The 24,831-nt window shown below is 44.2% G+C and carries 24 protein-coding genes; 3 read left to right on the forward strand and 21 right to left on the reverse strand.

Annotated features, from left to right (window positions below; genetic code table 11):
* Nucleotides 1-48: 48 nt before the first annotated feature.
* From ACIFSR_RS04615 to ACIFSR_RS04665, 11 genes are all read right to left on the reverse strand, one after another.
* Nucleotides 49-741, reverse strand: coding sequence for an ABC transporter permease (locus tag ACIFSR_RS04615; RefSeq protein WP_430055308.1), 693 nt, complete (start codon nucleotides 739-741; stop codon nucleotides 49-51).
* Nucleotides 738-1,664 (reverse strand): ATP-binding cassette domain-containing protein, encoded by a 927-nt coding sequence (locus ACIFSR_RS04620; RefSeq protein WP_339206709.1) that lies wholly within the window; start codon nucleotides 1,662-1,664, stop codon nucleotides 738-740. Before ACIFSR_RS04620 ends, ACIFSR_RS04615 begins: the two co-directional genes overlap by 4 nt.
* Before the next feature lie 95 nt (nucleotides 1,665-1,759).
* Nucleotides 1,760-2,695: a sensor histidine kinase gene (locus ACIFSR_RS04625; protein ID WP_430055309.1), complete on the reverse strand. Its 936-nt coding sequence runs from the start codon at nucleotides 2,693-2,695 to the stop codon at nucleotides 1,760-1,762.
* A gap of 1 nt (nucleotide 2,696) precedes the next feature.
* A complete protein-coding gene (locus ACIFSR_RS04630; RefSeq protein WP_339206706.1) occupies nucleotides 2,697-3,395 on the reverse strand; it encodes a response regulator transcription factor in 699 nt (232 codons plus the stop codon).
* 144 nt (nucleotides 3,396-3,539) lie between these two features.
* Complete coding sequence (locus tag ACIFSR_RS04635) at nucleotides 3,540-4,418, reverse strand: hypothetical protein (protein ID WP_430055311.1); 879 nt, start codon at nucleotides 4,416-4,418, stop codon at nucleotides 3,540-3,542.
* A gap of 25 nt (nucleotides 4,419-4,443) precedes the next feature.
* Complete coding sequence (locus ACIFSR_RS04640) at nucleotides 4,444-6,873, reverse strand: heavy metal translocating P-type ATPase (RefSeq protein ID WP_339206703.1); 2,430 nt, start codon at nucleotides 6,871-6,873, stop codon at nucleotides 4,444-4,446.
* A gap of 50 nt (nucleotides 6,874-6,923) precedes the next feature.
* Entirely contained in the window at nucleotides 6,924-7,127 is a 204-nt protein-coding gene (locus tag ACIFSR_RS04645) for a cation transporter (protein WP_054026361.1), read from the reverse strand.
* Nucleotides 7,128-7,232: 105 nt separating this feature from the next.
* The gene (locus ACIFSR_RS04650; RefSeq protein ID WP_339206702.1) at nucleotides 7,233-7,370 is read right to left on the reverse strand and encodes a hypothetical protein; all 138 of its coding nucleotides are present in this window, start codon (nucleotides 7,368-7,370) and stop codon (nucleotides 7,233-7,235) included.
* Nucleotides 7,371-7,559: 189 nt separating this feature from the next.
* The gene (locus ACIFSR_RS04655; RefSeq protein WP_076268759.1) at nucleotides 7,560-7,889 is read right to left on the reverse strand and encodes a metal-sensitive transcriptional regulator; all 330 of its coding nucleotides are present in this window, start codon (nucleotides 7,887-7,889) and stop codon (nucleotides 7,560-7,562) included.
* A gap of 116 nt (nucleotides 7,890-8,005) precedes the next feature.
* Nucleotides 8,006-9,436, reverse strand: a complete 1,431-nt coding sequence (locus tag ACIFSR_RS04660; protein ID WP_430055315.1) for an MFS transporter — start codon at nucleotides 9,434-9,436, stop codon at nucleotides 8,006-8,008.
* A 127-nt stretch (nucleotides 9,437-9,563) separates the two neighbouring features.
* The gene (locus tag ACIFSR_RS04665) at nucleotides 9,564-9,884 is read right to left on the reverse strand and encodes a thioredoxin family protein (RefSeq protein WP_430055317.1); all 321 of its coding nucleotides are present in this window, start codon (nucleotides 9,882-9,884) and stop codon (nucleotides 9,564-9,566) included.
* A 349-nt stretch (nucleotides 9,885-10,233) separates the two neighbouring features.
* Between ACIFSR_RS04665 and ACIFSR_RS04670 the strand changes: the two genes are divergently transcribed.
* The gene (locus tag ACIFSR_RS04670) at nucleotides 10,234-10,905 is read left to right on the forward strand and encodes a DUF2306 domain-containing protein (RefSeq protein WP_430055318.1); all 672 of its coding nucleotides are present in this window, start codon (nucleotides 10,234-10,236) and stop codon (nucleotides 10,903-10,905) included.
* Nucleotides 10,906-10,967: 62 nt separating this feature from the next.
* On the opposite strand, the gene ACIFSR_RS04675 is transcribed toward ACIFSR_RS04670, so the two are convergent.
* The 3 genes from ACIFSR_RS04675 to ACIFSR_RS04685 all read right to left on the reverse strand — a co-directional run bounded on the left by ACIFSR_RS04675 (nucleotide 10,968) and on the right by ACIFSR_RS04685 (nucleotide 12,717).
* Nucleotides 10,968-11,399, reverse strand: coding sequence for a DUF6526 family protein (locus ACIFSR_RS04675; RefSeq protein WP_430055321.1), 432 nt, complete (start codon nucleotides 11,397-11,399; stop codon nucleotides 10,968-10,970).
* A gap of 28 nt (nucleotides 11,400-11,427) precedes the next feature.
* A complete protein-coding gene (locus ACIFSR_RS04680) occupies nucleotides 11,428-11,790 on the reverse strand; it encodes a VOC family protein (protein ID WP_339206696.1) in 363 nt (120 codons plus the stop codon).
* A 93-nt stretch (nucleotides 11,791-11,883) separates the two neighbouring features.
* Complete coding sequence (locus ACIFSR_RS04685; RefSeq protein ID WP_339206694.1) at nucleotides 11,884-12,717, reverse strand: helix-turn-helix domain-containing protein; 834 nt, start codon at nucleotides 12,715-12,717, stop codon at nucleotides 11,884-11,886.
* Between the two features lie 211 nt (nucleotides 12,718-12,928).
* On the opposite strand from ACIFSR_RS04685, the gene ACIFSR_RS04690 reads away from it, so the two are divergent.
* Nucleotides 12,929-14,014, forward strand: a complete 1,086-nt coding sequence (locus tag ACIFSR_RS04690) for a DUF3626 domain-containing protein (RefSeq protein WP_430055325.1) — start codon at nucleotides 12,929-12,931, stop codon at nucleotides 14,012-14,014.
* Nucleotides 14,015-14,078: 64 nt separating this feature from the next.
* On the opposite strand, the gene ACIFSR_RS04695 is transcribed toward ACIFSR_RS04690, so the two are convergent.
* From ACIFSR_RS04695 to ACIFSR_RS04720, 6 genes are all read right to left on the reverse strand, one after another.
* On the reverse strand, nucleotides 14,079-15,677 hold the full coding sequence (locus ACIFSR_RS04695; protein WP_430055328.1) for a response regulator transcription factor: 1,599 nt from the start codon (nucleotides 15,675-15,677) through the stop codon (nucleotides 14,079-14,081).
* The gene (locus ACIFSR_RS04700) at nucleotides 15,652-17,598 is read right to left on the reverse strand and encodes a histidine kinase (protein ID WP_430055331.1); all 1,947 of its coding nucleotides are present in this window, start codon (nucleotides 17,596-17,598) and stop codon (nucleotides 15,652-15,654) included. The genes ACIFSR_RS04695 and ACIFSR_RS04700 overlap by 26 nt, the downstream gene beginning before the upstream one ends.
* Before the next feature lie 116 nt (nucleotides 17,599-17,714).
* A complete protein-coding gene (locus ACIFSR_RS04705; RefSeq protein WP_339206686.1) occupies nucleotides 17,715-19,379 on the reverse strand; it encodes an extracellular solute-binding protein in 1,665 nt (554 codons plus the stop codon).
* 79 nt (nucleotides 19,380-19,458) lie between these two features.
* On the reverse strand, nucleotides 19,459-20,283 hold the full coding sequence (locus tag ACIFSR_RS04710) for a carbohydrate ABC transporter permease (protein WP_083682147.1): 825 nt from the start codon (nucleotides 20,281-20,283) through the stop codon (nucleotides 19,459-19,461).
* A gap of 81 nt (nucleotides 20,284-20,364) precedes the next feature.
* On the reverse strand, nucleotides 20,365-21,300 hold the full coding sequence (locus ACIFSR_RS04715; protein WP_339209495.1) for an ABC transporter permease: 936 nt from the start codon (nucleotides 21,298-21,300) through the stop codon (nucleotides 20,365-20,367).
* 241 nt (nucleotides 21,301-21,541) lie between these two features.
* Nucleotides 21,542-23,170 carry a cellulase family glycosylhydrolase gene (locus ACIFSR_RS04720; RefSeq protein WP_430055334.1) on the reverse strand — a complete coding sequence of 543 codons (1,629 nt, stop codon included), beginning with the start codon at nucleotides 23,168-23,170 and terminating at the stop codon, nucleotides 21,542-21,544.
* 727 nt (nucleotides 23,171-23,897) lie between these two features.
* On the opposite strand from ACIFSR_RS04720, the gene ACIFSR_RS04725 reads away from it, so the two are divergent.
* Nucleotides 23,898-24,350 (forward strand): hypothetical protein, encoded by a 453-nt coding sequence (locus tag ACIFSR_RS04725; RefSeq protein WP_339206683.1) that lies wholly within the window; start codon nucleotides 23,898-23,900, stop codon nucleotides 24,348-24,350.
* Here ACIFSR_RS04725 and ACIFSR_RS04730 read toward each other — a convergent pair.
* Nucleotides 24,337-24,690, reverse strand: coding sequence for a DUF3221 domain-containing protein (locus ACIFSR_RS04730; RefSeq protein ID WP_339206682.1), 354 nt, complete (start codon nucleotides 24,688-24,690; stop codon nucleotides 24,337-24,339). The two genes, ACIFSR_RS04725 and ACIFSR_RS04730, sit on opposite strands and share 14 nt — an antisense overlap.
* Nucleotides 24,691-24,831 lie beyond the last annotated feature (141 nt).

A 24,831-nucleotide genomic window follows, 5' to 3' on the forward strand; every position in this document is an offset into this window, starting at 1 on the left:
TAGTTTATTCACCCTCAAATATTCTATGATAATTAATAGATTTTGGTGTTACAAAACATCCCTATTCTCGATATGCCGAACCGTTGACCAGGCGATCGCTACGCCAAATACTGCTAAAGCAAGCGGAATGTAAATGATGGTTGCCAGTGAGAAGACAGGATTGCTCGAACTTGTCAGTATGACGATTAGGAGTGAAGAGAGAATAGTTGCAGGCACCGAATGCTTGCGCATGCCGAAATAAAGCGGCACTAAACTTGCTCCTGCTGCTGCAAAGGCAAAGCTTACGATGCTTGCTAGCTGCGCAGCATAATCCAGCGGCACAGGCGATTCCTCTATAATATGAAAAAAATGATTTATGCCAATAAGCATAGACAATGTGAAAATATGCGAGATGATTATTGCAACAAAAGTAAGGATAGCTACAATCGCCAGCTTGGAAGCAAACAGCTTCTTGCGACTAACCGGGTACATAAACATAACTAGAATTGTTTTTTTCTTATACTCATCAATGATTAACTTGCTAATTAGAACGGCAGCCATGACGATAAACGTCGATCTAACCATAGCGCCAGCTATAATATACAGCTCTCCAATATTTGCGATCTCGTTTTTAACTTCTACACCCTCAAAGTAACCGATCATAAACATTAGCGTAACAATCGCGGCATTCGCTATAATCGCTGCCTTCACATACCAGCCTAATCCCATTTTCGCTATTTCCAGCTTCATAAGTTTAATCACGGATGCTTCACCTCGTCTCCTTGAATCAAATCGAGGAAATACTGCTCCAAAGAAGTGTACTTCTTGTTCAGCGACTCGATATTTACATCATTTAGTGCAAGCGACTTTGAAATCGTCGTCTGCATCGCTCCCGATTCAAAGATACGAATCATATTGTCATCTATAATTTTAAAATTAGTGAGCTGGAGCTCGTTGGCTAGCACAGCGCATGCCTTAGTCCGATCCGGCGTTATGAGCTCGATATATTCTGAGTTCTGGCCCCGTACATCTGCCATCGACACCTGTTTAATGAGCCTGCCGCCGCTGATCACGCCAATCGTATTGGCCATTTGCTCTATTTCACTGAGCAAATGGCTCGATATGAGAATAGTAACTCCATAATCTGTACTTAGCATTTGAAGCAGATTACGAATTTCTTTAATGCCGGCAGGATCAAGCCCATTAATCGGCTCATCCAATATGAGCAATTCAGGTCTGTTCATAATCGCTCTAGCGATCGCCAGTCTTTGCTTCATCCCGAGCGAGAAGTTTTTGACCGCTTTATCATCCACGTTACGCAGGGCAACCATGCCGAGCACCTCTCCGATAACCTTGTCATCATGGCAGCCCATGTACTCGTTATGCAGCTGCAGGTTTTGTTTGGCAGTCAGCTTGTCATAAAAAACCGGCATTTCAATGATGCTTCCCATTCTTTTAAATACATCATACGTGTTAGGCCTAAGCGGCTCATTAAACAATTCGATCTGCCCCGCAGTCGGCTTAATCAAATTCGTGAGCATTTTCATAACGGTCGTTTTCCCTGCGCCATTTGGGCCAAGGAAGCCATATATTTCGCCCTTCCGCACGCTCATGCTTACATTGCTTACGACTTCTTTGCCCTCAAATGCTTTCGTCAGGCCGCTCGTTCTCAAAATATAATCCACTCGTTCTCTCCTTCTTTCCATGTTGTAACTAGTTCTCAGTTTATCGAACACCTTTATCTTATTTGTTGCTTATTTCTAACAAAAATCTTAAGTTGCTAATAGGTCATGCGCCTCAGCTTAACCGTGAACGTCGTTTTCTCAAACGGGATGCTATGCAAGGTGATCTCGCCATTCATTTCCTCCACGAGTCTTTTCGTAATCGTTAAGCCCAATCCACTTCCCTGGAAAGCCTTGTTTCTAGACTCCTCCAGCGTAAACATCCTTTCAAAAACAAGCTCCTGATTTCGAGCGCTAATCCCTTTGCCGCAATCTGATACTTCAATCCTAACATGCGAATCGTCAACACTCATAGCAAGCCCAATTCTCTTCCCATCGCTGCCGTAACGAATGGCATTGGACAATAAATTGCTGAGCACCCGCTCCAGCGCTTCCTCGTTCCCTAAAGCATAGATCGCTTCTTCTGGAATTTGAATATCTGCTTCATAGCCGCTTGCCTGCACCAAATCGTAAAAGGTCAAAATGTTTTTTTTGCATAGCTCGTTCATATGTATTCGCGATAGCGTAATGTCGTTGTCACCCGCTTCTAATCTAGCTAAATCGAAAAAACCGTTCATCAGCTTAATGATCTCCAGCGTTTTTTCATGAATAAGCCGCAGAAGACGTTCTCTTTCTTCAAATGCCATTTCGCGGCTGCCTTGTATCATCTCGGCATAGCCGAGCACGACGGTTAGCGGTGTTTTTAGATCATGCGAGAAGTTAGCAAGCATTTTCCTCATGGAATGATTCGTTTTGGTAAACTGCGCCAGCTTATTTTGATTATCTGTCAAGAGGCGGTTTAACTCTACCAGCAGCAGCTTCAATTCGCGATCATCTGTCATGAGGAGCAGCATTTCCGAAGAGTGCTGCTCTAGCTGTCTGCTGATCTGGTTTGTAATATACCGTAAGCCAGAGCTTCTAGCCCGCTTCATTTGATACTGAATGACATTTAAAATGGCGAGTATGACAATTATACCCACTAAACTATAAACCATATTAAAATTCTCCCAGCTTATATCCGATGCCCCATAACGTCTTTATATATTGCGGCGATGATGGATCGTCTTCGATCTTCTCTCTCAAACGGCTGATATGAACGTTTATAACATTCTCGTCTCCAAAGTAATCATCGTTCCATACCGATCTGTAAATTTGCTCCTTCGTAAACACTTTGGTTGGGTTCAACGTTAGAAGCTTTATGATCTGCCATTCCTTTGAAGTAAGCTTAATCGACTTGCCCCGTTTGCTTACATCAATATTGTCCGTATCGATCGTAAGCTCATGAACACGAAGTACACTAGGCGCTGCCTGATTCCGAACACCTGAGTATTGCGTTGCTCTGCGTATCGCAGCCTTTACTCTTGCGAGCAGTTCGATCATAGAGAACGGTTTGGCCAGATAGTCATCCGCTCCGAATCCTAATCCTAAAGCTTTGTCCACATCGCCATCCTTAGCAGATAAAATGAGGACTGGAAGCAGACTATGCTCCCTAATCTTCTTCAGAAAATCAATGCCATTCAGCTTAGGCAGCATGACATCCAGCAATATTAAATCATACGTTTCCTGCGAAAATAACCGTAATGCTTCTTCACCATCTGCCGCATGTACGATATGGAAGCCTTCCAACGTCAAATAAGCCTCTACCATTTCGCTAATCGATCGGTCGTCCTCTACGAGCAATATGCGTTGTTTCAAGCCGTCCCACCCATCCTATCTATGTAAAGTTATATATTTTCAATCCATTCCCTTACTATACCATAGCCTATTTGTGTCAGATGACAGGAACATTGTCCAATAACTAAAAAAAAGCCCGCGTTTTTACGCGGACTTAAGATTAGTTTATTTCACTTCAACTACAAAAGGACTGATAAACGTTTTACCGTTTCGTTGAAATTGCCCCCAAATCTTATATACACCGGCACTCGGGAAAGTCGTCATGAATTTCGCATCCGGGCCTTTCGCTTTTTCCTCCATCGGGTGTACATGCAAATACTGCTCTGTATCTTCGCTTAGAATTACAACGTGCCCAACTGCGCCTAGGTAAGGCTCTAGATCCGTTATCGGTTCTTTGGACTTCGCATCCGTAAGTTTGAAGTTTAACTCTATTTCTTTGCCGGCTTCCGAATGATTGTTTTCGAGTGTAATTTCTACCCTGTCCAGGATCACGGAATGGTCATCCGATGGTTTAATCGGTACTTGTTCAGCGGCTAGCCCTTCTACCTTAATCCATTCGGACTTCGTTGTGGCGGAGCCGCCGGTAGGAATATAGTCGGCGAATAACTTATAATCTCCACCGGAAGGGAACGATGCCGTGATTTCGAATTGCCCATTCCCTTTGTACTCCGGATGGATGTGTTCAAAAAAAGATAAATCTTTGCTGACTGCGATGAGATGAAGCTTCTTCTCGTGATTTATATCAAATGCCTCGATGGCCTTTCCGTCCGTATCTTGAATTTGTACGGTTATTACGGTGTTCTCTCCAGATTTCGGCGTTTCTTCAGACCATTTCCAAACAGCATTGGTCTCAAGCTTCTTCGTCTCGCCAGCATGTTCTTCTCCGTGAGCTCCGTGCTCTCCGGCGCTTGATGCAGCGGGTGATGCCGCTTGAGAATTGCCGCCATGAGCACCATGATTATCTGTTTCTTGTTTATTTTGTTTTCCGCAAGCAGCAACAAGAACGAGCACAGCTAGCAATCCGATCAAATAAATTCGTTTCATTTTAGCCTCCATGATCTGAATAACTTTATACTTTTGCCCTTTGTAGACGAAGCGCATTCAGCACGACAGAGACGGAGCTTAAAGCCATAGCTGCTCCGGCGAGCCAGGGTGCAAGGAATCCAAGCGCTGCAATCGGGATCCCGATGACATTATAAGCAAGCGCCCAGAACAAGTTTTGCTTAATGTTTACCATCGTTTTCTTACTCATCGAGATCGCGTCCGGAATACTGTTCAAGTCCCCGCGCATTAAAGTAACATCCGCGGCCTCCATGGCCACGTCGGTTCCCGTTCCGATCGCCATCCCGATATCCGCAATTGCCAATGCCGGCGCATCGTTAATTCCATCTCCAACCATCGCGACCTTCTTACCGCTTTCTTGCAATCTCTTGACCTCGTTGGCTTTACCATCCGGCAGCACTTCCGCCAGCACATGGTCAATTCCAACTTGACTCGCTATGGCTTTCGCCGTACGTTCATTGTCGCCTGTCATCATCACGACTTCCAAACCGAGCTGCTTTAATCTGGCAACTGCCTGCTTTGACGTATCTTTAATCGTGTCCGCTACGGCTACCATACCAGCGTACTTCCCGTTAACCGCAACCAGCATCGCTGTTTTTCCAACCGACTCCAGTCGGCTCATTTCCTCAAAAGCGGACTCCGCGTTCACGTTAGCTTTCGCCAATAACTTTCGGGTTCCTATTAGCAATTCGTTCCCTTGAACTGTAGCTTCAATGCCAAACCCAGGTATCGCTTGAAAGGAATCTGTCGATGGGAGAGAAATACCTTGCTCTTGAATGCCAGCCACAATCGCTTCCGCTAGCGGATGCTCCGAATTTTTCTCCGCTGCAGCAATCCAGGACAAGAGCTGCTCCCGATTATAGCCTTGCTCAATCCGTACATCCGTCAATTCCGGCTTGCCTTTCGTTACCGTTCCCGTTTTATCCAATATAATAGTGTTAATGCGATGCGTGGATTCTAAATGCTCGCCGCCTTTGAACAAAATACCGAGTTCAGCGGATCGACCCGAACCGGCCATAATCGATGTTGGCGTAGCAAGACCTAGCGCACACGGGCATGCTATAACCAGAACGGCAATTGCCTTCTCCAACGCCTCTGCGAAATTGCCTGCATCAACAGCGAAGTACCAGATCAAGAAAGTGACGATTGCGATCCCTACAACGATCGGGACGAAGATTCCCGAGATCACGTCGGCTACCCTTTGAATCGGCGCTTTCGAGCCTTGCGCTTCCTCTACGACTTTGATGATTTGGGAAAGCGCCGTTTCTTTGCCGACTTTAGTCGCTCTAACTTTAAGCACGCCGTTTTTGTTCAGCGTTGCTCCAATGACTTGATCTCCTGTCTGCTTATCTACCGGGATACTTTCACCGGTTAACATCGATTCATCAACTGCCGATAACCCTTCAAGCACTACACCATCGACTGGCACTTTCTCGCCGGGTTTAACTAGGAATACATCTCCAGTTACTACGTCTTCTATTGGAATACTAACTTCCTGACCATCCCGTATGACGATAGCCGACTTGGCTTGTAAGCCCATCAATGCTTTAATCGCTTCGGAAGATCGGCCTTTCGCCAGCGTTTCGAATAATTTACCCAGCAATATTAACGTAATCAGCACGGCACTCGTCTCATAATACATCTCAACCTGATGATGTGCGGATGCATTTATTGATTCGATGGTTAAGTAAACACTATAGAAGTAGGCGGCAGATGTGCCGAGCGCTACCAATACATCCATATTCGCACTGCCATTGCGCAGCGCCTTGTAGGCTCCGACATAGAATCGGCTGCCAATAATGAACTGTACTGGGGTAGCCAATATCAATTGGAACCATGGATTCATGAAAATCTCAGGCACCCATATCCATGACGTAAAGGAGAAATGCCCAACCATAGCCCAGAGAAGCGGCAAAGAGAGAATAGCTGATACAATCAACCGGATCTGCAGGCTGCGGACTTCTTTTTTCTTATGATCGCTTTCACTCGTCTGCTCGTTCTTTGGTTTAGCTTTATAGCCGATCTGTTCGACTTTCTTGATCATATCCGCAGCACTTGTCATGGATGGAATAAATTCCACATGCGCCGTCTCCAAAGCTAAGTTTACCGTCGCTTTTACGCCGCTCATTTTGTTAAGGCCCTTCTCGATGCGCGTGGCGCACGCTGCGCAGGTCATGCCTACAATATCGAAGTCAATGGACTCCTTTACCGTACCGTATCCCAAGGCTTGAATTTTCTGTTCCAATTGGGACATGTTCACTTGAGAAGGGTCAAAGTTGACGGATGCTTGCTCCATGGCGAAGTTCACGTTTGCTTGTGCAACGCCTTCCAGCTTATTCAGACCTTTCTCTATACGGCTCGCACATGCTGCGCAAGTCATGCCAGTGATTTGTAGTGTGGCTTGTTGGTTTGATACTGCTTGATTAGAACTGCTCATGATCATCACCTATTCTTCTGTTGTATTACCATCTTATCTATGTGACTTTTTTATTTCACGACATCGTAGCCCTGTTTCTCAATCGTTTCGACAATGGCATCCAATGAGATTTCACTGTCGTCATACACTAATTCAACCAGACCTGCGGCTCGATCAACAGTCGCTTTTGCACCGAGAGTTTCGACTGCACCTTCAATCCTACGAACACAACTGCCACAAGTCATTCCTTCTACATTTAACATTACGTTTTTCATTTTTAATTCCTCCGTCTCATTTGTTTCGTTAGCATACTATACTACCCTATAGTATATTAACGACAAAATAATAAATAATTTATTGATAACTTCCTTGAAGTTGATTCAACCGACAAGCTTAGTCACACTTCCCTTTCGCAAACGGTTCACTTGCTCCAAGGGTGCAGCCTGCATATCCGATTTTATTAGAATCGACACTTCCAAGCCGGTGAACGCTTCATCCAGCCAATGAACGAATGGCATGCCCACTTCTTCCGCACCTTTATGAGAGTGGGGTTGCTAAGGCTAATTTACGAAGAGTCAAGCTCCAACACAACCTTTGTAATTAATGGTAACGATAAGTATAGAATACCCCCGTACCCTATATTTGTCAAGCGTAGTTGATGAATAAAATTTAAAAGCAAATGTACACAAGCACATTTGCTCCGATTATCATTTCATTAGTTTATTTATTGTCGTCAGCAACTCATCAATGACTCCATGTTCACCCGATTGAATTTTTTCAACGACACAGCTTTTCATATGATTCTCGAGAAGTAATTTTCCGACGCCGTTTAGAGCCGATTGAACCGACGCGATCTGATTGAGCACGTCATCGCAGTACGTATCTTTTTCGATTAACCCTTTGATACCTCGAATTTGCCCTTCAATTCGGTTCAGGCGACTGGTCAGGTTTATCTTGGTCTTCTCGGAGTGATGGCTATGTTGATGGTGGTGATGATTTTCATGTCCAGCGGATGCAACCGTTAATTCATTTTCCATGGCTTATCCCCTCCCCTTATGCCCTATTATACCCCCTAACCCTATCCGATGCAAAGCTCTGATAAAGCAGCAAATCAGCCGTGAATAACACGACTGATTATTATGCTATCTCATTTTCAATTCTCTGACGTTTTCCCTTTACGGATAAAAATCAACGCAATAAGTGCACCCACGATAGCGATGATAGCTGCTCCAACGAATGCGGAGTGAAAACCCGTATTTAATGCTGCGATTTGATCGATCCCTTTATCCAGCTCCCCTTTGGTCCAGGAAGAAGATACGGCAACCATGACAGCTAATCCAATGGCTGAACCAATCTGATAGCTCATATTGGATAAGCCCGACGCCAAACCGGATTCTTCCGGTCTTGCCCCCGACAAGGAGGAAATCGTTGCCGGGATATAAGCCATTGACATGCCAAGTGCCCCGAGTAGAGAAGCCCATAGTACGTTGGTAACGAAGTTTCCATCTTCTGGCGTACTCCCAGCGAACAGCAACAATGATCCTGCTAATATAAGCATACCAATGACGAGATTTCCTTTGATGCCGAACTTGCCGACAAGCCTTCCCATGACTGCGACCATCAAGATCATGATGAGGATCGTCATCGGCACCAGAGCAACCCCGCCCATGAATGCCGAATAGTTCAAAACCTGTTGAAGATACAGATTTAAGAAAAACCAAAGCGGAATCCAAGCACCTGAAAGAGTTGCCAAAATGATATTGCTCGCAAGTAGATTTGGAGCTCTAAATATTCGTAGAGGTACGAGCGGGTCTTTTTTCTTCGCTTGCACGATCAGAAACAGAATGAACAGTACAGCAGCAATGGCCAATAGAGCAAATGTTTGCGCTCCCCATCCGTTATGCTCCGAAGTGACGATTGCATATACCGCCAGCACCAACGCAGCTGTGACCGTCAGTGATCCTAAGATATCGATGCTGCCTTTGCTTTTTGTTCCTTTTGGAAGGACATACAGACTGTACAAAATAGCGAACAAGCCAACGGGGATGTTGATCAGGAATGTCCAATTCCAACTGAGCCATTCCGTGATGACTCCTCCAAGGAAAACCCCGGCCGTTCCGCCTGCTGCTGCGGATGCTCCCCAGAAGCCGAAAGCTTTGTTTAACTCCTTAGGGTTAGCGACAAAGAGTTGCATGATGATGGTCAATGCAGCTGGAGCGATTAGCGCAGATCCAAATCCTTGAATGGCGCGGCCAATATTCATCGACTCCTGGGACCAAGCTAATCCGGCTAACAGCGAAGCAAGTGACAAGATTATAAACCCAAGCATAAACATCCTGCGTTGACCGAATAGATCGGAAAGTCGGCCTCCTAGCAGCAATAATCCCCCAAAGAAAATGACATACGCATTAAATACCCATTGCAGGTTGTTTTGCGAGTAACCAAGTGCTTCTTTAACAGCTGGAAGAGCAACCCCGATGATAGATGTATCCATGATAACGATGAACTGAGCCAAACATAGCAAGAACAATGCTTTCCATCTTAGCGGATTCACATTAGTCATAGCATTTGAATTTCCTGACATATCGTATTCCTCCTTGATTTGATTTACATTCGTATAGTATACCCCCCTACCCTATATTGTCAACAACTATTTCCATAAAAAAACTGCTGACTTTAGATCAGCAGTAACTTGATTTGATTTAAATCCACTATGGGATGAGTTGATTGATGGCGCCCGTTAACGTTTCTTTCGGTACAAAACCTGTCACTTTCCCGACTAGCTCACCCTTTTTGTAAATAAACAAAGCTGGTAAACTCATGACTCCCATTTGCTCTGTCACTTTCGTTTCCGTCGCTACATCTACCATGGCCACCGTTACTTTTCCTGCATAAGCTAAGTCGATTTCCTCTAGAATCGGCTTCATTTGTTTACATAGCGTACACCATTCCGCCCAAAATTCCACCAAGACGGCATCCTGTTCAGAAACCAACTTATCGTAAGTGTTGTCCGTTAAATTTAAGATAGTCATTGCTATATCCCTCCTCTTGTGTAATTCACCCTGATAGGTACATAACCACCACACGCAACACACAACTTTTATTGATGAAGAATCTTAATATACTTTAACTTCATAAAATCTGACAAACACTATAATAACTCAAATACCGCCAAATTAAAATTTAAGATAAAATTTAAAATTCTATTAATAAGTTAACATGATCTCCGTCGGAATTGAGGCGATTTGGTCTTTATCTGCGGATCGAACTTTTAGACTTAAGACGTAGTCGCAGCTCCGTCGCCAGCCGCTTGAGGCGGAATAAGCTTAAATGATACATTTTCATTAACAGTAAATAACGATGAAATTCGGAGGTAAACTGATGCGTGTACGAGGAAGTGCTGGTCGTTCGTGGTCACTTGGAATATTGGCTTTCTTGGCGTTAGCAGTTGGGGCATACGCCTTGCTTTTGTACGGATCACCTGACGGCATTAAGGAGCAGGGCTTTGTCACAGAAAAAGGAAGCATGCCTGACTTATGGTACAGCGTTCTATGGGGCCATGCCGTTTCTGCTGGAATAGCGATTGCAATCGGCTGGTTTCAATTCATCAAGCGGTTTCGGCATCGCTCGCCAAAAGTACACCGCACGATCGGCTATATTTATGCTGCAATGATTGGAATTGGCGGCATCACTGGCCTCTATCTCGCTTTTTACGCGAACGGCGGGCTGATCGCAAGGGTTGGCTTCGGCACCTTATCTATTTTATGGCTGTATTCCCTTTATCGCGCGTTAAAAAGCATTATCGTCCACCGGAATAAGGCTGAGCATGGACGCTGGATGGCGAGAAACTATGCTCTTACCTGCGCTGCAATTACACTCCGCTTGTATACTGCACTCGCAGCTGGCATTTGGAAAATAACGGATACGAATGAATCGTTCTTCGTTATTGCTTGGATTTGCTGGGTACCAAATCTACTGTTTATTGAAATGCTAATGAGTAGAAAAAAGCGTATTGGCATGACGCATGAGAACGGTATATATCCAAAGATATAAACAGAAAATGAGCAAGGACGGCTAGAGCCCATCCTTGCTCTTTCCTTGTTATCGTCCTGCTTTTAAACGCGGTTATGATCCGCTCTCCAATTCGTAATCGATTTCTTGATCGTCCCGGAATTCATTCCCTCTTCAACAGCCTTCACGCATAATGCAGGAAAAGCATCATCCTCCGCAAAACGCAGAGCAATGATTTGCTGCACGCTAAGTCTTGTATCCAATGGTTTGCCTGTAAGCCTGAAATGCCGAAAATTCTCCTCCTGAACAATGCTGCGATCCTGCAGCTTCGTTGCGAACTGACGGACAACCGCCCCTAATAGAACTACACATACAGAAAGACCAAAAATTAATAGCGAAGAAAAGCTGAATTGCTCTTTAAATATATGAACAATCGACGCAATAAATAGGACAAGCGCAATGGGCGCCAGTATAAAATGATACAAAGGTGCATATTGCCCATGGTTCTCATAGCTTTGCGTTTTCACATTGCTCATAACGATTTCCCCCAATGTACTGTCTAATTCATTCTTTTTTGAAAAACTGAATCACGCCAAAAGCAAGACCTTCAGAGTCCTCACAATAAGCAAAATCGCCAATCTCGGGAATTTCCATCTTGGCGGAGGTAACTTTTCCGCCTGCCCGCTCGACCTTGCCCAAATATTCATCCAGATCCGCCACGGTAATTGAATTAACGGTTCGCAGTGCCTCTTCTGTAGAGCTGCGCATTAGTCCACCGTCAATTCCTTCCTCACCATCTTCGCCCGTAATGATTATCCAGTACCCCTCCATCATCTCTTGGAACTTCCAACCAAAAACCTCTTCGTAAAATGACATTTTTTTCTCTGGATTTCTAGTCTCTATTTCAAAATGAATAACACGTGACATAACGTTCACTCCTCTTTTTGCAGTAGTCTGATAAGACTCTACAAAAAGAATAGCTATCAACCGTGAATTTTGCTTCTTCTAGTTTGCTCTCTTTTATCCCTCCAGCCTATTAAGATAAGCTTGAACGAGAACGGGAAAGGAAATCAATATAGGCGGATCATAAAACTTTGGAGGTCGAAGGATAACATTGGATTCGCCTTTAGCTACGCCATCTGTTACAGTGATTTTCCCACTCGCCTTGCCACGCCAAGAATGCTGCGGATGCAGGTACTCATCGAGAGAAGCATCCCATGAAAATGCGATTGACATGATATAGTACGTTCCATCGGGAACATCCGGTATCACGTATGCTCCTGACTCAAAAACTATTGTGCATCCCACAGGCTTGCCCATAGGAATTGGCCTAGGAAACAAGCCAATACAAATCACGCCATGAAGCGATTCTGACGCCTTAACATGCCCCTCTATGGATGAAAGCGCCTTAATGCCCTCTGGCAAACGAATGGATCGAAGTTCATTGAGCCCAAGCGACCTGCTCTCTATAAAATGTCTAAACTGCTGCGGCGAAAGCCCGATAAAACTTGAGAATTTGGAAGAAAAGGTGCTAAAACTGCTGTATCCCACCGTTTGACCTACTTCTGTAGCTGATAAAGTAGATTTCAATAGCAGCTTTTTACTCCATTGAAAGCGAAGAGCAGATAAATACAGCCGAGGCGGAATGCCTGTGGTGGAGCGAAAGATACGATCAAAATGAAAAGGACTGTACGAAATAAGCTTTGCCAGCATTCCCGTCGAAAGAGTCGAATCTTCCATACGTTCTACCATCTGAACAATTGCTGCTTTTACAGCGACTTCATGATCAGATTCCGTCGTTTGCTTCAAGCCTGCCGTCTTTTTTTCGTAAACTTCTTGAACGGAGTGACTCACACCATTACTACCCCACCTCTGCCATGTAGTCTTCCTATTAGAATCATTAAACATGGTGACGTTGAATACTTACAACATATGTAAATCATTATACATTATAACTTTCTATTGTCAGAAAAAAATAAAGTATTTTTAATAACGCTATCTGCATTTCCCTTACTGTCCATCCTGTATTATGATTCTATAAAAAAGGGAAAGGACTCTTCTGCCTATGGAATTATCGAGGTCTCAGCAATTAGCTCAAGAGTACATAACAGATTACGCAAGAAGCCGCAAACATGAGGCGGAGCAAACAATGAGAGAAATCCTTCAAATGTCCAACATCGAGCTGAAGACATTTGAAGATGCTATCACTAAACTAAAATCTCATGCAAGCATTGCGCTGCACTTTCATCCCGATCGATTAGATCCGAACATGAAAAGCGTTGCTGAAGCACTACTTGAGCAGGGGATCTATAAAAGCCAGTTCGAAACTTTCCTATCGAATGGAAGTGTATCAGCATTTCCAGGTGGTGAACGAGACGTTTGGGAAAATAAAATGTTTGGCGGAGCGTACCAAATAAATGGCTCAACCAATAGCGAACGGCCGAAGTATGGGGCACTCAATGTCATGTTACATCCCGATGGACCTGCTCCACGGTTTGGATCATGTTATTTTCTTTTATCCGCTGAGGTCTCTCATCGTTGCACTTATACTTATTTGGATTCTCACCAAGACCCCAAGGAAAAGGGGACATATGAGGAATTTGACCTTATTTTGGCTGCTCTCATGAGGGATGCGTTCTATAACAATTTTGCCATTGGTGAAAGCAATCTGACGGTTCGAAAGTTAATAGACCATATGCTCGTCAATCTTGAGAAACCATTCCAAAATCCATCAAATAAAGAGCCAAATCGAAATCTTGACCACTATATCGAAGCTCAGGTTCATGGCGACATTTCTCTTAAAGAAGACGTAAAGGCGCTTGTAGCCGATCCATCATTTAAGGGCACCCCTACAGGACAAATCTTAGAACAGCTATGTTTAAAGTATTCCATTGATCTTTACTGGCATAGGGGCTTTACCCTTTTAGTTGATGAGGTTCCTATCAATTTCAGAGGTCCTTCGATGCCTTCACTAGCCAAAAGAATTGCGCAAAGTAATTTTATTGATGTTTTTATGATTGGCGCAGCAGCCATGGACTTGAAACAAAATCCAAGTAATTGGAGCGATAGAGGAACCTACAAAGAAGTTTTGCAAGAATTAAAATTACTCTGGCATGTTTTAGTGAAATATGGAAAGCCCATGGAAAAGTGAAAGTTAGCGTACGCGGAGGTTAACAAAGGAAAATAAAAAAAGAGGAGCCCGCAGCTCCTCCCCTCTAAACCCTATGTTCTACCGATTCTTTGCTCTGATCAGCATCTGATCTCACCTTGATTCGATATTCCTGCGGCGATATTCCCTCAAGCTCCTTAAACACACGAGAAAACTGCTTGCTGTTCTCAAAGCCAACGGCGCTGCCGATTTCCTGCATCTTTTGATTGCCTTCGAGCAGCAGCTCTTTGCTTTTGCGAATACGAATTTTTTTTAGAAACAATACAAAATTTTCACCCGTATGAACCTTGAACGCCTCACTGAAATAGGAGTAATTAAGGCCAACATAATTGCTCACGACAGCCATATTAAGCGGACGATAATAGTTATCCTCCATATAATTAACCGCTGCTTTAATCTCTGAATGCTCGCTATATGCTGAGCGAATGCCTCTGACATAGTCGTTCACGCTTGAGAGCAGCAGCTCCAAGCTCCGATAATAGTCGTGAAAGCTGCGGAAATTATCCATGCTCCCCACTTTACGATACAGCTTCAATACCTCGATCGACTCTTCGCCGTAAATGCGGAATACTTCGTCCAAAACCTGCTCATTGATCATTTTGCCTACCAGCTTTAAGTAGCCAATATCTACATTTGGTATATCCTCGGTATGGAAAATCTGCTTCAGCAGCTCCTGAACCTCCCGTTCCCGATCGGTTCCGAGCATATTGCCAAGCTTGCGAATTTCTTCTTCTGGCACCGGATAATACTGCCGCTTCGCTCGAATGTCCTCATGATGCAGCAGACGGCAATTCGAATAAATGAATGAATATTGCAGCGCCTCAGAAGCTTGCTTATAACAATGAAACAGATCTTCGATTTCATTCCCCTCGGCGCTTATCCCCATGCGCAGTCCATCCAGTTCCTTCCCGCCAGCCTGCCTAAACAATTCTTCGAACTGCAATGCTGGGCTGCCGATCAGAACGAGCTTGCCTTCACTATCTAGAAATGAGACATCCAGTACGCCTTTAATCGGCTGCATCATTTTCTCCACTAGCAGCTTGAACTCTTCTTTGTTCATGGAGTCGCCGCTCTCTGATTTATAATTCAGGACGGCAACAGTAAACGGTCTAGTAAACTGCTCAAATCCGATTTTAGCTTCCAGATCATTTGCAAAATCGTAAGCTGGGTCATCCTGCCTGAACCATTCCTTCAGCCTGTTTATCCGCAGCTGTTCACGGTACGTATCGCTTACCGCTACCCGCTCAGCTAATTCAGCTTGTGCTTGCAGCGTGTGCTCGCTCTTTGTGAGTGATTCAAACAGCTCGTCCCGCCGAATAGGCTTAAGCAAATAATCTTTAACCTGGTATTCTATCGCAGCCTTTGCATAGGAGAAATCGTCATAGCCGCTTAATATAATGAAGATCGGTTTCTGCTCCGGCTCCGACTCCTGAGTTAGCTGCTTAATGAGTTCAATTCCATCCATCACGGGCATGCGAATATCTGTAATTACGATGTCTGCTCGTTCATTGCGATATTGTATTAAAGCATCTTCTCCATGAATCGCCATTCGAATGTGATACAATTCGGGAAATTCTCTCTCAATCATCGTCTTGAGCCCTAAACGGATATTTTTCTCGTCATCTACGATCAGCATTGTTCTCATATCCGGAACTTCCTCCCATCAACAGTACCTTAGGAAGGGTAATGACTACTTCTGTGAATTGCCCTTCTCTGCTATATACCTGTAATCCATATGGCTTGCCATAATAAAGCCGAATACGCTGATGAACATTGCGCAGGCCGATTCCAAACGCTTGTTTTCCTTTTCCCGCTTCTTTCTCTGAAGAAATCCCGTTACTATTATCGGTGTGAATCATGTCATTTAACCGCTCCAAGCGGGCCGCTTCAATACCCATGCCGTTATCTCTCAGCCTGATGATAATGCCTGCATCCTCATCCTCAATAACATCAATTAATATTTTGCTCTTACTCTCTTCCACACCCGTCCACGCATGTTTTACTGCATTTTCTACGATTGGCTGCAGGGACATCTTAAGCACTTCAATCTCCAGCAGCTTCGGTGGTATATTTAGTTCCAGCTGAATCGGTTCATCGAACCGAATATTCATGACGGCAATATAATTCTGAATATGGCGAAGCTCATCCTGTAAGCTTACATACTCGCCAGACCACTTGAAATTATAACGCATCATCCCGCCAAGCGAGGTAAGCGAATCGGATATCGTCCGCTGGTTTTCCATCTCTGCGAGCATCTTAATATTCTCGAGCGTATTGTACAAAAAATGCGAGTCGATCTGACTGTGCAGGGTGCGCAGCTCGGCCTCTTTCGTTAGCGCCTGTTTCTTAACTCCCTGGGCAATTAGCTCATTAATGGTATGAATTAATTTGTTAAAATGATGCGCTAGCTCGCCTATTTCTCCGCCTCCGCCCAAAGGAAGCCCCGTTGGCATTTCTCCTCTTCTTACTTTCTTCATTGCCTCTGTGAGGCGACTCAGATTTTTGAGAATAAAGGAGTTCATTAAATACGTTATGAAGGACAATAGACCGATCAAAATAATATTAGCAGCGATGATTTGTCTCTCGGCTCTGGATACGCGTTCATCAACATTTTTTAACGACACCACATTAAGAATATGCGCACTGACTTGTTCCACAGGCGTGGAGACCAGCAAATAAGGATGCTTATTTACAGAAAATCGCTTCTCTTTAACCCCGTGCTCATTCATTTCCCGGAACTCTTGCAAAATGGCTCGATGAAGCTCTGGATCACTGCCGACAAACGGTTGATTGTCATCCATAAAAATAGTTCCGTTGCCATCAGCAAGCATCATCTGTGACCCGTCATCCTTAATATTGGCAAACGCTTTAGGCGAGAACTGCTTCAGCAGCATTTCGACTTGGATAATCCCAATACGCTTGCTTCCGGAATTCACGACGCGCAGGAGTGAAACCTTCGGCATTTGCTCGTTAACATCCGTCACGTAACGATGCAAAATGTCGAGATCCTGCTCTTTGAATATCCACATCTCCTTGCCATCCAATTGATCCAGCTTGGCATACCACGGCTCTTTTTGAATCCGGCGTTCATGGAAAATAATCGGCCAAACTTCGGACATATGATCATTGTTTGCAAACAAACGAAGATGGGCAATATTCGGATTATTGATTTGAATGTTGATCATGTCGGTAAGGGTGCCACGATATAAGTCGAGGAGCTCTTCAACAGGAAGATCTTCATCCTTTGAGATATAGTCCAAAATTTCAGATTTCGATAACGTGAGCTGGGCAGCCCGTTCCATAGCTTCAATCTGATTTAGAACATTCACTTTCTCCATTTCAAGCAAGTATTGGCTTTGCTTAAAGGTATCGTTAATATAACTATCCCTAATCTGATTAAAGAGATAGTTCGATACGCCGATGCTAGGGATTAATAATATGACGATATAAGCCGCCACAAGGCGGCTTTGCATCGATCGATGTCCTAGCCAATTCGTAGCAGACTGAAGATGTAACCGAAATTTTCTGCCCATAATGCTCTCACTTCCGCTCTGTATTTCATTCACTCGATTAACTTCCCCATCAAGCTATTCTTATATTGCACAAAAAGCACCCCAGACCGTTTCCGGTTCTGGAGTACCTTTCGCTGGGGTCTTCCCCCTAAGTGGTAGAAATGATTATATTATTTTGCTGCGTCCAACTTCGCAACATTTTCTTCGTATTTCTTTTGTTTGTAGGCTTGTACTTTGCTGAATCCAAGAGTCTCACGTTTCTTTAGGAAATCGCCCCAAATTTTATCGAACTCTGCATCCGATTTAGCCAGCACTAGTTTTGGCAATACTTTGCCAAACTCTTGATCTATTTTTGTGTTCATAATACCTTCGGCTGAAGTGCCAGTTGGGTTCAGCTGGTCGAATTCCGACAAGCTCTTCGCCTTGCCGCGAGTCCAATCTTCCAATTGCTTGAATGGCTCAACAGCTGGCGGAGACCAGATTGGCGTTAGGTTCGTATCCATCATCATCCAGAACGTGTGGGATGCGCCAAGCTGCTTGTCGAAAGCGCCACGATCTGTATTCAATAGATTCAATGCGTCTGGCAAGAACTGATCTTTGCCATCAATGTTATCCCAAGTTACGCCTTGTTTACCGAAGAACGTATCATGCTGTCCTTCTTCCGAGATCAAATAGTCTAGGAAACGAATCGCGCGCGCTTTGTCTTTCACATCTTTGGAGATCAGAGTTACTGTCCAACCTGAGATCGATGGGCCAGCAAGCGTCGGCTGATCAAGGTTAGTATTAGCAGGACCGTCTACAGCAATGTAGATGGAGTTCGGATCATTTGCAAATAGTGCATTTTGTTGGTTTGCAAGGTCAGATCTAGCGTAAAGCATTGCGAAATAACGGCCTTGTGCAATTTTTTCTTCCATTTGCGGGCGCTTGTCAATGAAGATATCTTTCGACAGCAAGCCGTCTTCGTTCGCCTGACGCATTGTTTTCAGCCATTTTACGTATTCAGGATCTGTATTGCGATCATACAGCTGACCATCTTTATCGTAAGGAATAGCAAGGAAGTTCTGAATATAATGTTGAAGCGACGCGTTGCCTGTGTCGCTGAAATCATACATGCCTAGTGGAATAAGCGGTTGGCCATTCACATCAGGATACATTTTTTTCGCAGCCTCAAGTGCATTCAAAAAGCCTTCCGGCGTACGCATATCCGGTTTGCCTAGTGCTTCGTACATATCTTTTCGCACAAGGAAGGTTTGCGTGGATGTAATGTTGTCTCCGAATTTCTCATAGTCCTTAGGTGATGAGGAAGAGTTCGGATAACCGTATACATTGCCGTTTTCTTGTTTGTACCAAGAAAGCTTAGCAGGGTCTGTTACTTTGTAGAAGTAAGGGTCATATTGATCAGCAAGCTCGTTCAGCGGTAGGACTAGATCGCCTTCGATCATTTTCTTAACCGCATCTTCGTACCAGCCTAGTGTAATAAAGTCAGGCAAAGAGCCCGAAGCGATCATTGTATTCATCTTCTCAGCTTCGTTGCCGGCTGGAACGATGAAGTTAATGTTAACGCCAGTTTTTTCAGTAATATATTTCGAAGTCGCATCTACGCCCCATTTGTTAGGGAACCAAGAGAAGTTGATGTACCAGTCGAACGTAATCGGGCTTTTATCCACTTCCCAGCCCTTATCGTCCTGAGTAAGCTTCACTTGCTCAGCAGGAGCGCCATTGCCCTCTTCCTTGCCATTGTTTTTGTTGCCGCCTGAAGAGCAAGCGGTCGTAAAGACTAGAACCGTTGCGACCATCAGCATCAATACATTTTTGAGCTTAAGCTTCTTGTTCATGTTTGTCTTCCCCTTCTCTGTATGAATGATTATATATGCAATCCTCTGCTCAATAAAGGGCGGAAGGTACTGCCATAAGTTAACCTTTAATCGAACCGATCATCATTCCTTTTACGAAATACTTCTGCAGGAACGGATAAGCGATAACGATTGGAAGGGTCGTGACAACCATCGTAGCCAGCTTAATGGATTGTGTAGTAACGGATTTCCCTATACCTCCAGGGATAGCGGCCAACATTTGGCTAGAGCTGGACTGAGCAACAATACGGTACAAATAAGTTTGTATCGGCTGCATGTCCATGTTGTTCATGTAGATTACGCCGGCAAAATAATCATTCCATTGGTATACCCCGTGGAACAAAGCAATTGTAGCGATAACCGGCATCGATACTGGCAAAATCACTCGCACAAAGATCGACCAGTCATTTGCTCCGTCAATTTTAGCAGCTTCCTCAAGGCCATCCGGAATATCCCGGAAGAAGGTCATGAAGATAATAAGATCGAAGAAGCTGAACATGGCAGGAATGATATAGACCATGAAGTTATCCAGCAAATGCAGGTCTCTCATAAGCAGGTAGGTCGGGATTAGACCGCCGCCGAAGAACAAGGTAACCGTTCCGAAGAGAATATATATTTTGCCGCCGATGAGGCCTTTGCGTGAGAATGCATAAGCAACCATCGCCGTAAAAAACACGTGAAGCACCGTGCCAAGCAGTGTTTTGGCTACGGTAATTCCCATCGCAGTCATGATGCCGCTGCTTTGGAAAACCGCGTCGAAGCTCTCGATGCTGAAAACCCGCGGCCACCAGTAGATCCCGCCGCGCATGCCGTCCTGCCCTTCATTGAAGGCATTGACCAGCACATACCAAATCGGATATAGGGTCGCGAAGCAAATGAGCAGCATACCGAAATTGTTGAAGATATCGAAAAATGCTTCTCCTTTTGTTTTACGTTTAATATTAAACACGGTTAGTCGCCTCCGTTTCTAGAACAGTGAAGTATCGTTCATTTTTTTCGTTACTCGGTTTGCAATAAGCAATAGAATTAATGCGATTAAAGACTTAAACAATCCGACAGCAGTCGAGTAAGAATAACGTCCTTGCTGCATACCCGTCTGATAAACATAAATATCGATAACGTTGCTCGCGCTCTCATTCAATGAGTTGCGCAGCACTAGAATCTGGTCAAAGTTCGAGTTAAGCACGCCGCTCACTGCTAGAATGAACAGGATGGAGATCGTCGCCTTAATGCTAGGCAAAGTAACGTACCACATTTTTTGAAAACGCCCTGCTCCATCAATCGTTGCTGCTTCATACAACTCCGGCGATACACTGGCAATAGCCGCAAGATAGATAATGGCGGACCAGCCAAGCTCTTTCCAAATATCTGATGTAATGATGATGCTCCAGAAGTAGCTAGGCTCTGCCAAATAGGAAATCGGCTCATCGATGAAATTAAGAGCAAGAAGAACATTGTTAATAATCCCAACATCCGAAAGCCAAGTGGCAAGAATACCGCCGAGAATAACCCATGACAAAAAGTGAGGCAAATACGAAATGGTCTGAATCGCTTTCTTGAAGCCGACCGAACGAACCTCGTTTAGAAATAATGCAAAAATAATAGGTAGTGGAAATCCGATCGCAAGTTTGATAAGACTGATGCCGAGTGTATTTTTCATGACATCAACGAAGCTCTCATCCTGGAAAAACTCCTTAAAGTGCATAAAGCCCACCCAAGGCGCCTCGCTTATGGATTTAACAATGTTGAATTCTTTAAAGGCGATAATAACGCCATACATAGGAACGTAGTTGAATATAATCATCCATAGCACGCCTAGTAACGCCATAATTTGAATGTGCCGTTGGCTGTACAACTTTTTGAACCATTTGCTTCTTGCTGCCTTTGCGTCCGCAGCAGGCAAGGAAGCAGGCGCTGAACCTAGCTGTGTTTTCAAAATAATTACCCCCATGCTGTTGAAAATCTGATGTAAGCCCTTGCATATCTTATACTTTAATTGTAGATTGTTGGCTCCTGTCTCGTAAGGTTTTAGATTTCGTATTCAGGTGACCATTTTTCGGTTTTGGGTGCATCTACCGTTTTTTGCGCACAAAAAAATGTGATGCTGGCAGAACCTGCCTCGCATCACATTTTAGTTTTTCATTCTATTTAGCAAACGAAAATTCAATCCAATCCAAATCCACACTGCCGCTTAAAATACGGATGATGACACGAACTGCTCCAGCTGGCAGATGGATGTCCTTTAGAAGCAGGCTCTCCGTCCAATCCTCACCGTTCACCTCACAGCTCACCGGCTCTTGGCCTTCCAGTTCAATAGATAATGTCGCTTGCCCCGCAGCTGCTAGCAGTCGAGCATGCAGATCAAATGACTTGCCTTCGACGCACAAAGCATCGTACGCGAGCCAATCCCCTTTATGCAGCTCAACACAAAGCGTATTATCCTCTGCCCAAACCTTGCCGCCCTCTGAATGATAGCTTGGTATCTCGGTCTTGCCCGAAATCATCCTCATTGGCACGCCGTCACTTGCACGCAGCCCTGTCTTGTTCGTTTTCTTGTTTACGATGCCGAAGCCGGCACCCTCACCTTGTCCATAAAATTCAGCAGGAATCTGGAGCGGAAGGTGACGCAGCAGCGCACGGGATATGCCTGGGAACGCATCACAATTGTCCACTTTCAGATTATCGAGATATTCATTTAAGATCGCTTCCGCAGCTGCTTCATCCGGTTTAGCGCCGCCCTCCAAATAAGCCGTCAGCAGTTTCCAGCCTTCAGGCATACGAATAGAGTACGGAGAATTTGATGTGTTCATCTTTTTCCACGTCCAGAAATTCCACGAAATCTGATGGTCCTCGAACATTTGGAATGCTCCGCTGTACCACTGTGCGTTATTTTCACCGCCTTCGCCCATGAAGATCGGCACATTCCACTCCTCACGCTTATCTATATACTTCTGAATACTTTCCGTATCGGGGTTGTTCCAATACTTATGGAATTGCAGCATTAAATTATCATCAAATTTCTCTGTGAATACACTCCAGTCCGTTGACCAATGCACCCCTTCAATAATGATCATATGACGCTTGTCCACTTCACGGATCGCTGCTGTAATTTCCTTGTGCAGCGGCTCTACAAGATCATTATATTGGTTAAACCAATCCGGAAGAGGTTCATTAAAGAGGTCATATCCGGCAATAATCCAATCGTCTTTATAGCGCTCTGCGAACATTCGCCAAATCGCGATCGTCAGCTCTTGGTTGCGGCGATCCGTAAACAGCTCCGGCAAATCATTTTCCGAATCGTCAATGTTGGCTCCCGTCTGCCCGCCTGGCGCCCCGTGCAAATCCAAAATGACATACAGCTTATACTTTCTGCACCATTCAATCACTTCATGGATTCGTGCAAGCCTCTTTTCATTAAAAATGATCTCTTCCCCTTGTTCTAGAATTCCGCGGGCATTGATTGGAAACCTCACGGAATTAAAGCCCTGCTTCGCTACTTCGCGGACATCAATTTCATCCACATAACGCTCCACATAACTATCCCAGAACTGTGCTGCTTTCTCTTCGCCGATTAATTCCTTGACCATCGCCTCGATTTTGCGCGGACGGTCTCCGCCTTGCGGGAACTTCCACATATAGCCTTCCGGCAGCAGCCAGCTTCCGAACCCAACGCCTCTCAGCACAATTTCTTTGCCGTCTCCATTAACCAACTTTTTACCTTCCGCCCTAACGAAACCGCTTACATCTTTGTTGTTGCTATGCATGCTCATCATCGGATTGCCTCCTGATATGTATGGTTTGGAGCTATCATTGTTACTCTCTCAAAATATAGCACATGACCGCAGCTTACGGTGAGCATTCCGAAATACGGAGAGCATATCCGAAAGGCGCAGCCTTCTAGCAGCCGATTTGCGTTTTAGTTTGTGTATAGCAAGCAAACATCTAACTGCATTTGTATGCGAAAAGGTAAAGTAACACGTCGAACTATCCACCAGAAGTATCATGAGTACCACGGAGGTGACAGTAAGTACCAGCGGTTACAGAGATACCTGAGATACCTGAGATACCTGAGATACCTGAGATGCCAGGGATACCAGCAGTTCCAGAGGTACCTGAGGTGCCAGAGATACCAGCGGTACCAGCAGTACCAACACTTCCAACAGTTCCAGAGGTATCATCATTATCTGTAACGAATCTGATACACGTTATCCGCCTACATTTTCACCTTTAAAAAATGTAACGAACACAAGCAACCTTATTTCCTTCAAATCGTCTCTTTACGTGATCAAAACTACCTAATAGCGTTGCTGTGATTCGTTAGCATCTTTAAACATCACTTTTCCGCAAAATAAGCTCTTTACGATTCGTTAGACTTTAACTTTTATTAAATGGATAATCCATCCAAATAATGCAACCTTATCAATCATTAAGGTGTCTATATGATTACAAGTAAATGTCGCAAGGCAGCATTATTATTATGTTGGGGGTGTACTATCGGATATGTCGAAAATAAAACCAGTATTTTTCATTTTATTATGCATCATCATCTTAGGCGGATGCTCCAAAGATACAAATAGCAAGGAAAATAAGTTTATTTTAGAAGATGTAACTAAAGCGATTGAAGCTCAGAAGTTAGAGCTAATATCCTATGGGATAACAGGTTACCCACCGAAATTAAACGATGTTATTCCCGAGGTCTATTCCGTAGGAATGCCACTAGATAAGAAAGAAAATGAACCTGAGTTTATGCATTTTTATATCTTTCAATCTGAAAAAGATCGTATTAATGGGGCTGAAGAACTCCATAAACAAACAGAGAATGTCGATTCCAAATCGTTTCCGAGATTATATCAGGAAGGAAACGTTCTGATCGTTTACTGGAGTGACATCAAGGAGAACACACGACTAGACAAACCTATTGAAGCCGCGTTAGAGCAGCTCAAGAATGCCTAATAATCTCATCCGCTACTGCTTGAGGTGGGGATGACAACATCGTGTAACCCTTTGTTTTGATCGTTACTCTTTCGCCGATCCTTAGGTCATTGTAAAGCTCTCTATCATCAACGCGAATAATCATCACATCGTTATGATTTTCGTTATTCAAAAAATCAGAAAGCGTCTTTGTTTTGGCCTCTTTTTTGGAAATGTTATAGACAACAAATAGGGTTGGAGCGTCATTGCTGTTAAGTTGTTTCTCTAGAATGTAATCGCCTTTTTCGAATGGTTTATTAATGCCAATGATTAACCCGCAAACTGCAACAGCAACTAGCAAATACGCTATCCATTTTCTCATCTTTTTCCTCCCTATTTGAATTACTACATTAACACGTGTCATGGCCATTCTCCTCTTACAAGATACTTAAGCTTGCAATAATTACCTTAATAACTATTCTAATACAGTAGAGCAGACAATGGCTATATCCATCAAAATGTG

Origin of the sequence: Paenibacillus sp. NRS-1760 (assembly GCF_050467785.1) — a bacterium.
GTDB lineage: Bacteria > Bacillota > Bacilli > Paenibacillales > Paenibacillaceae > Pristimantibacillus.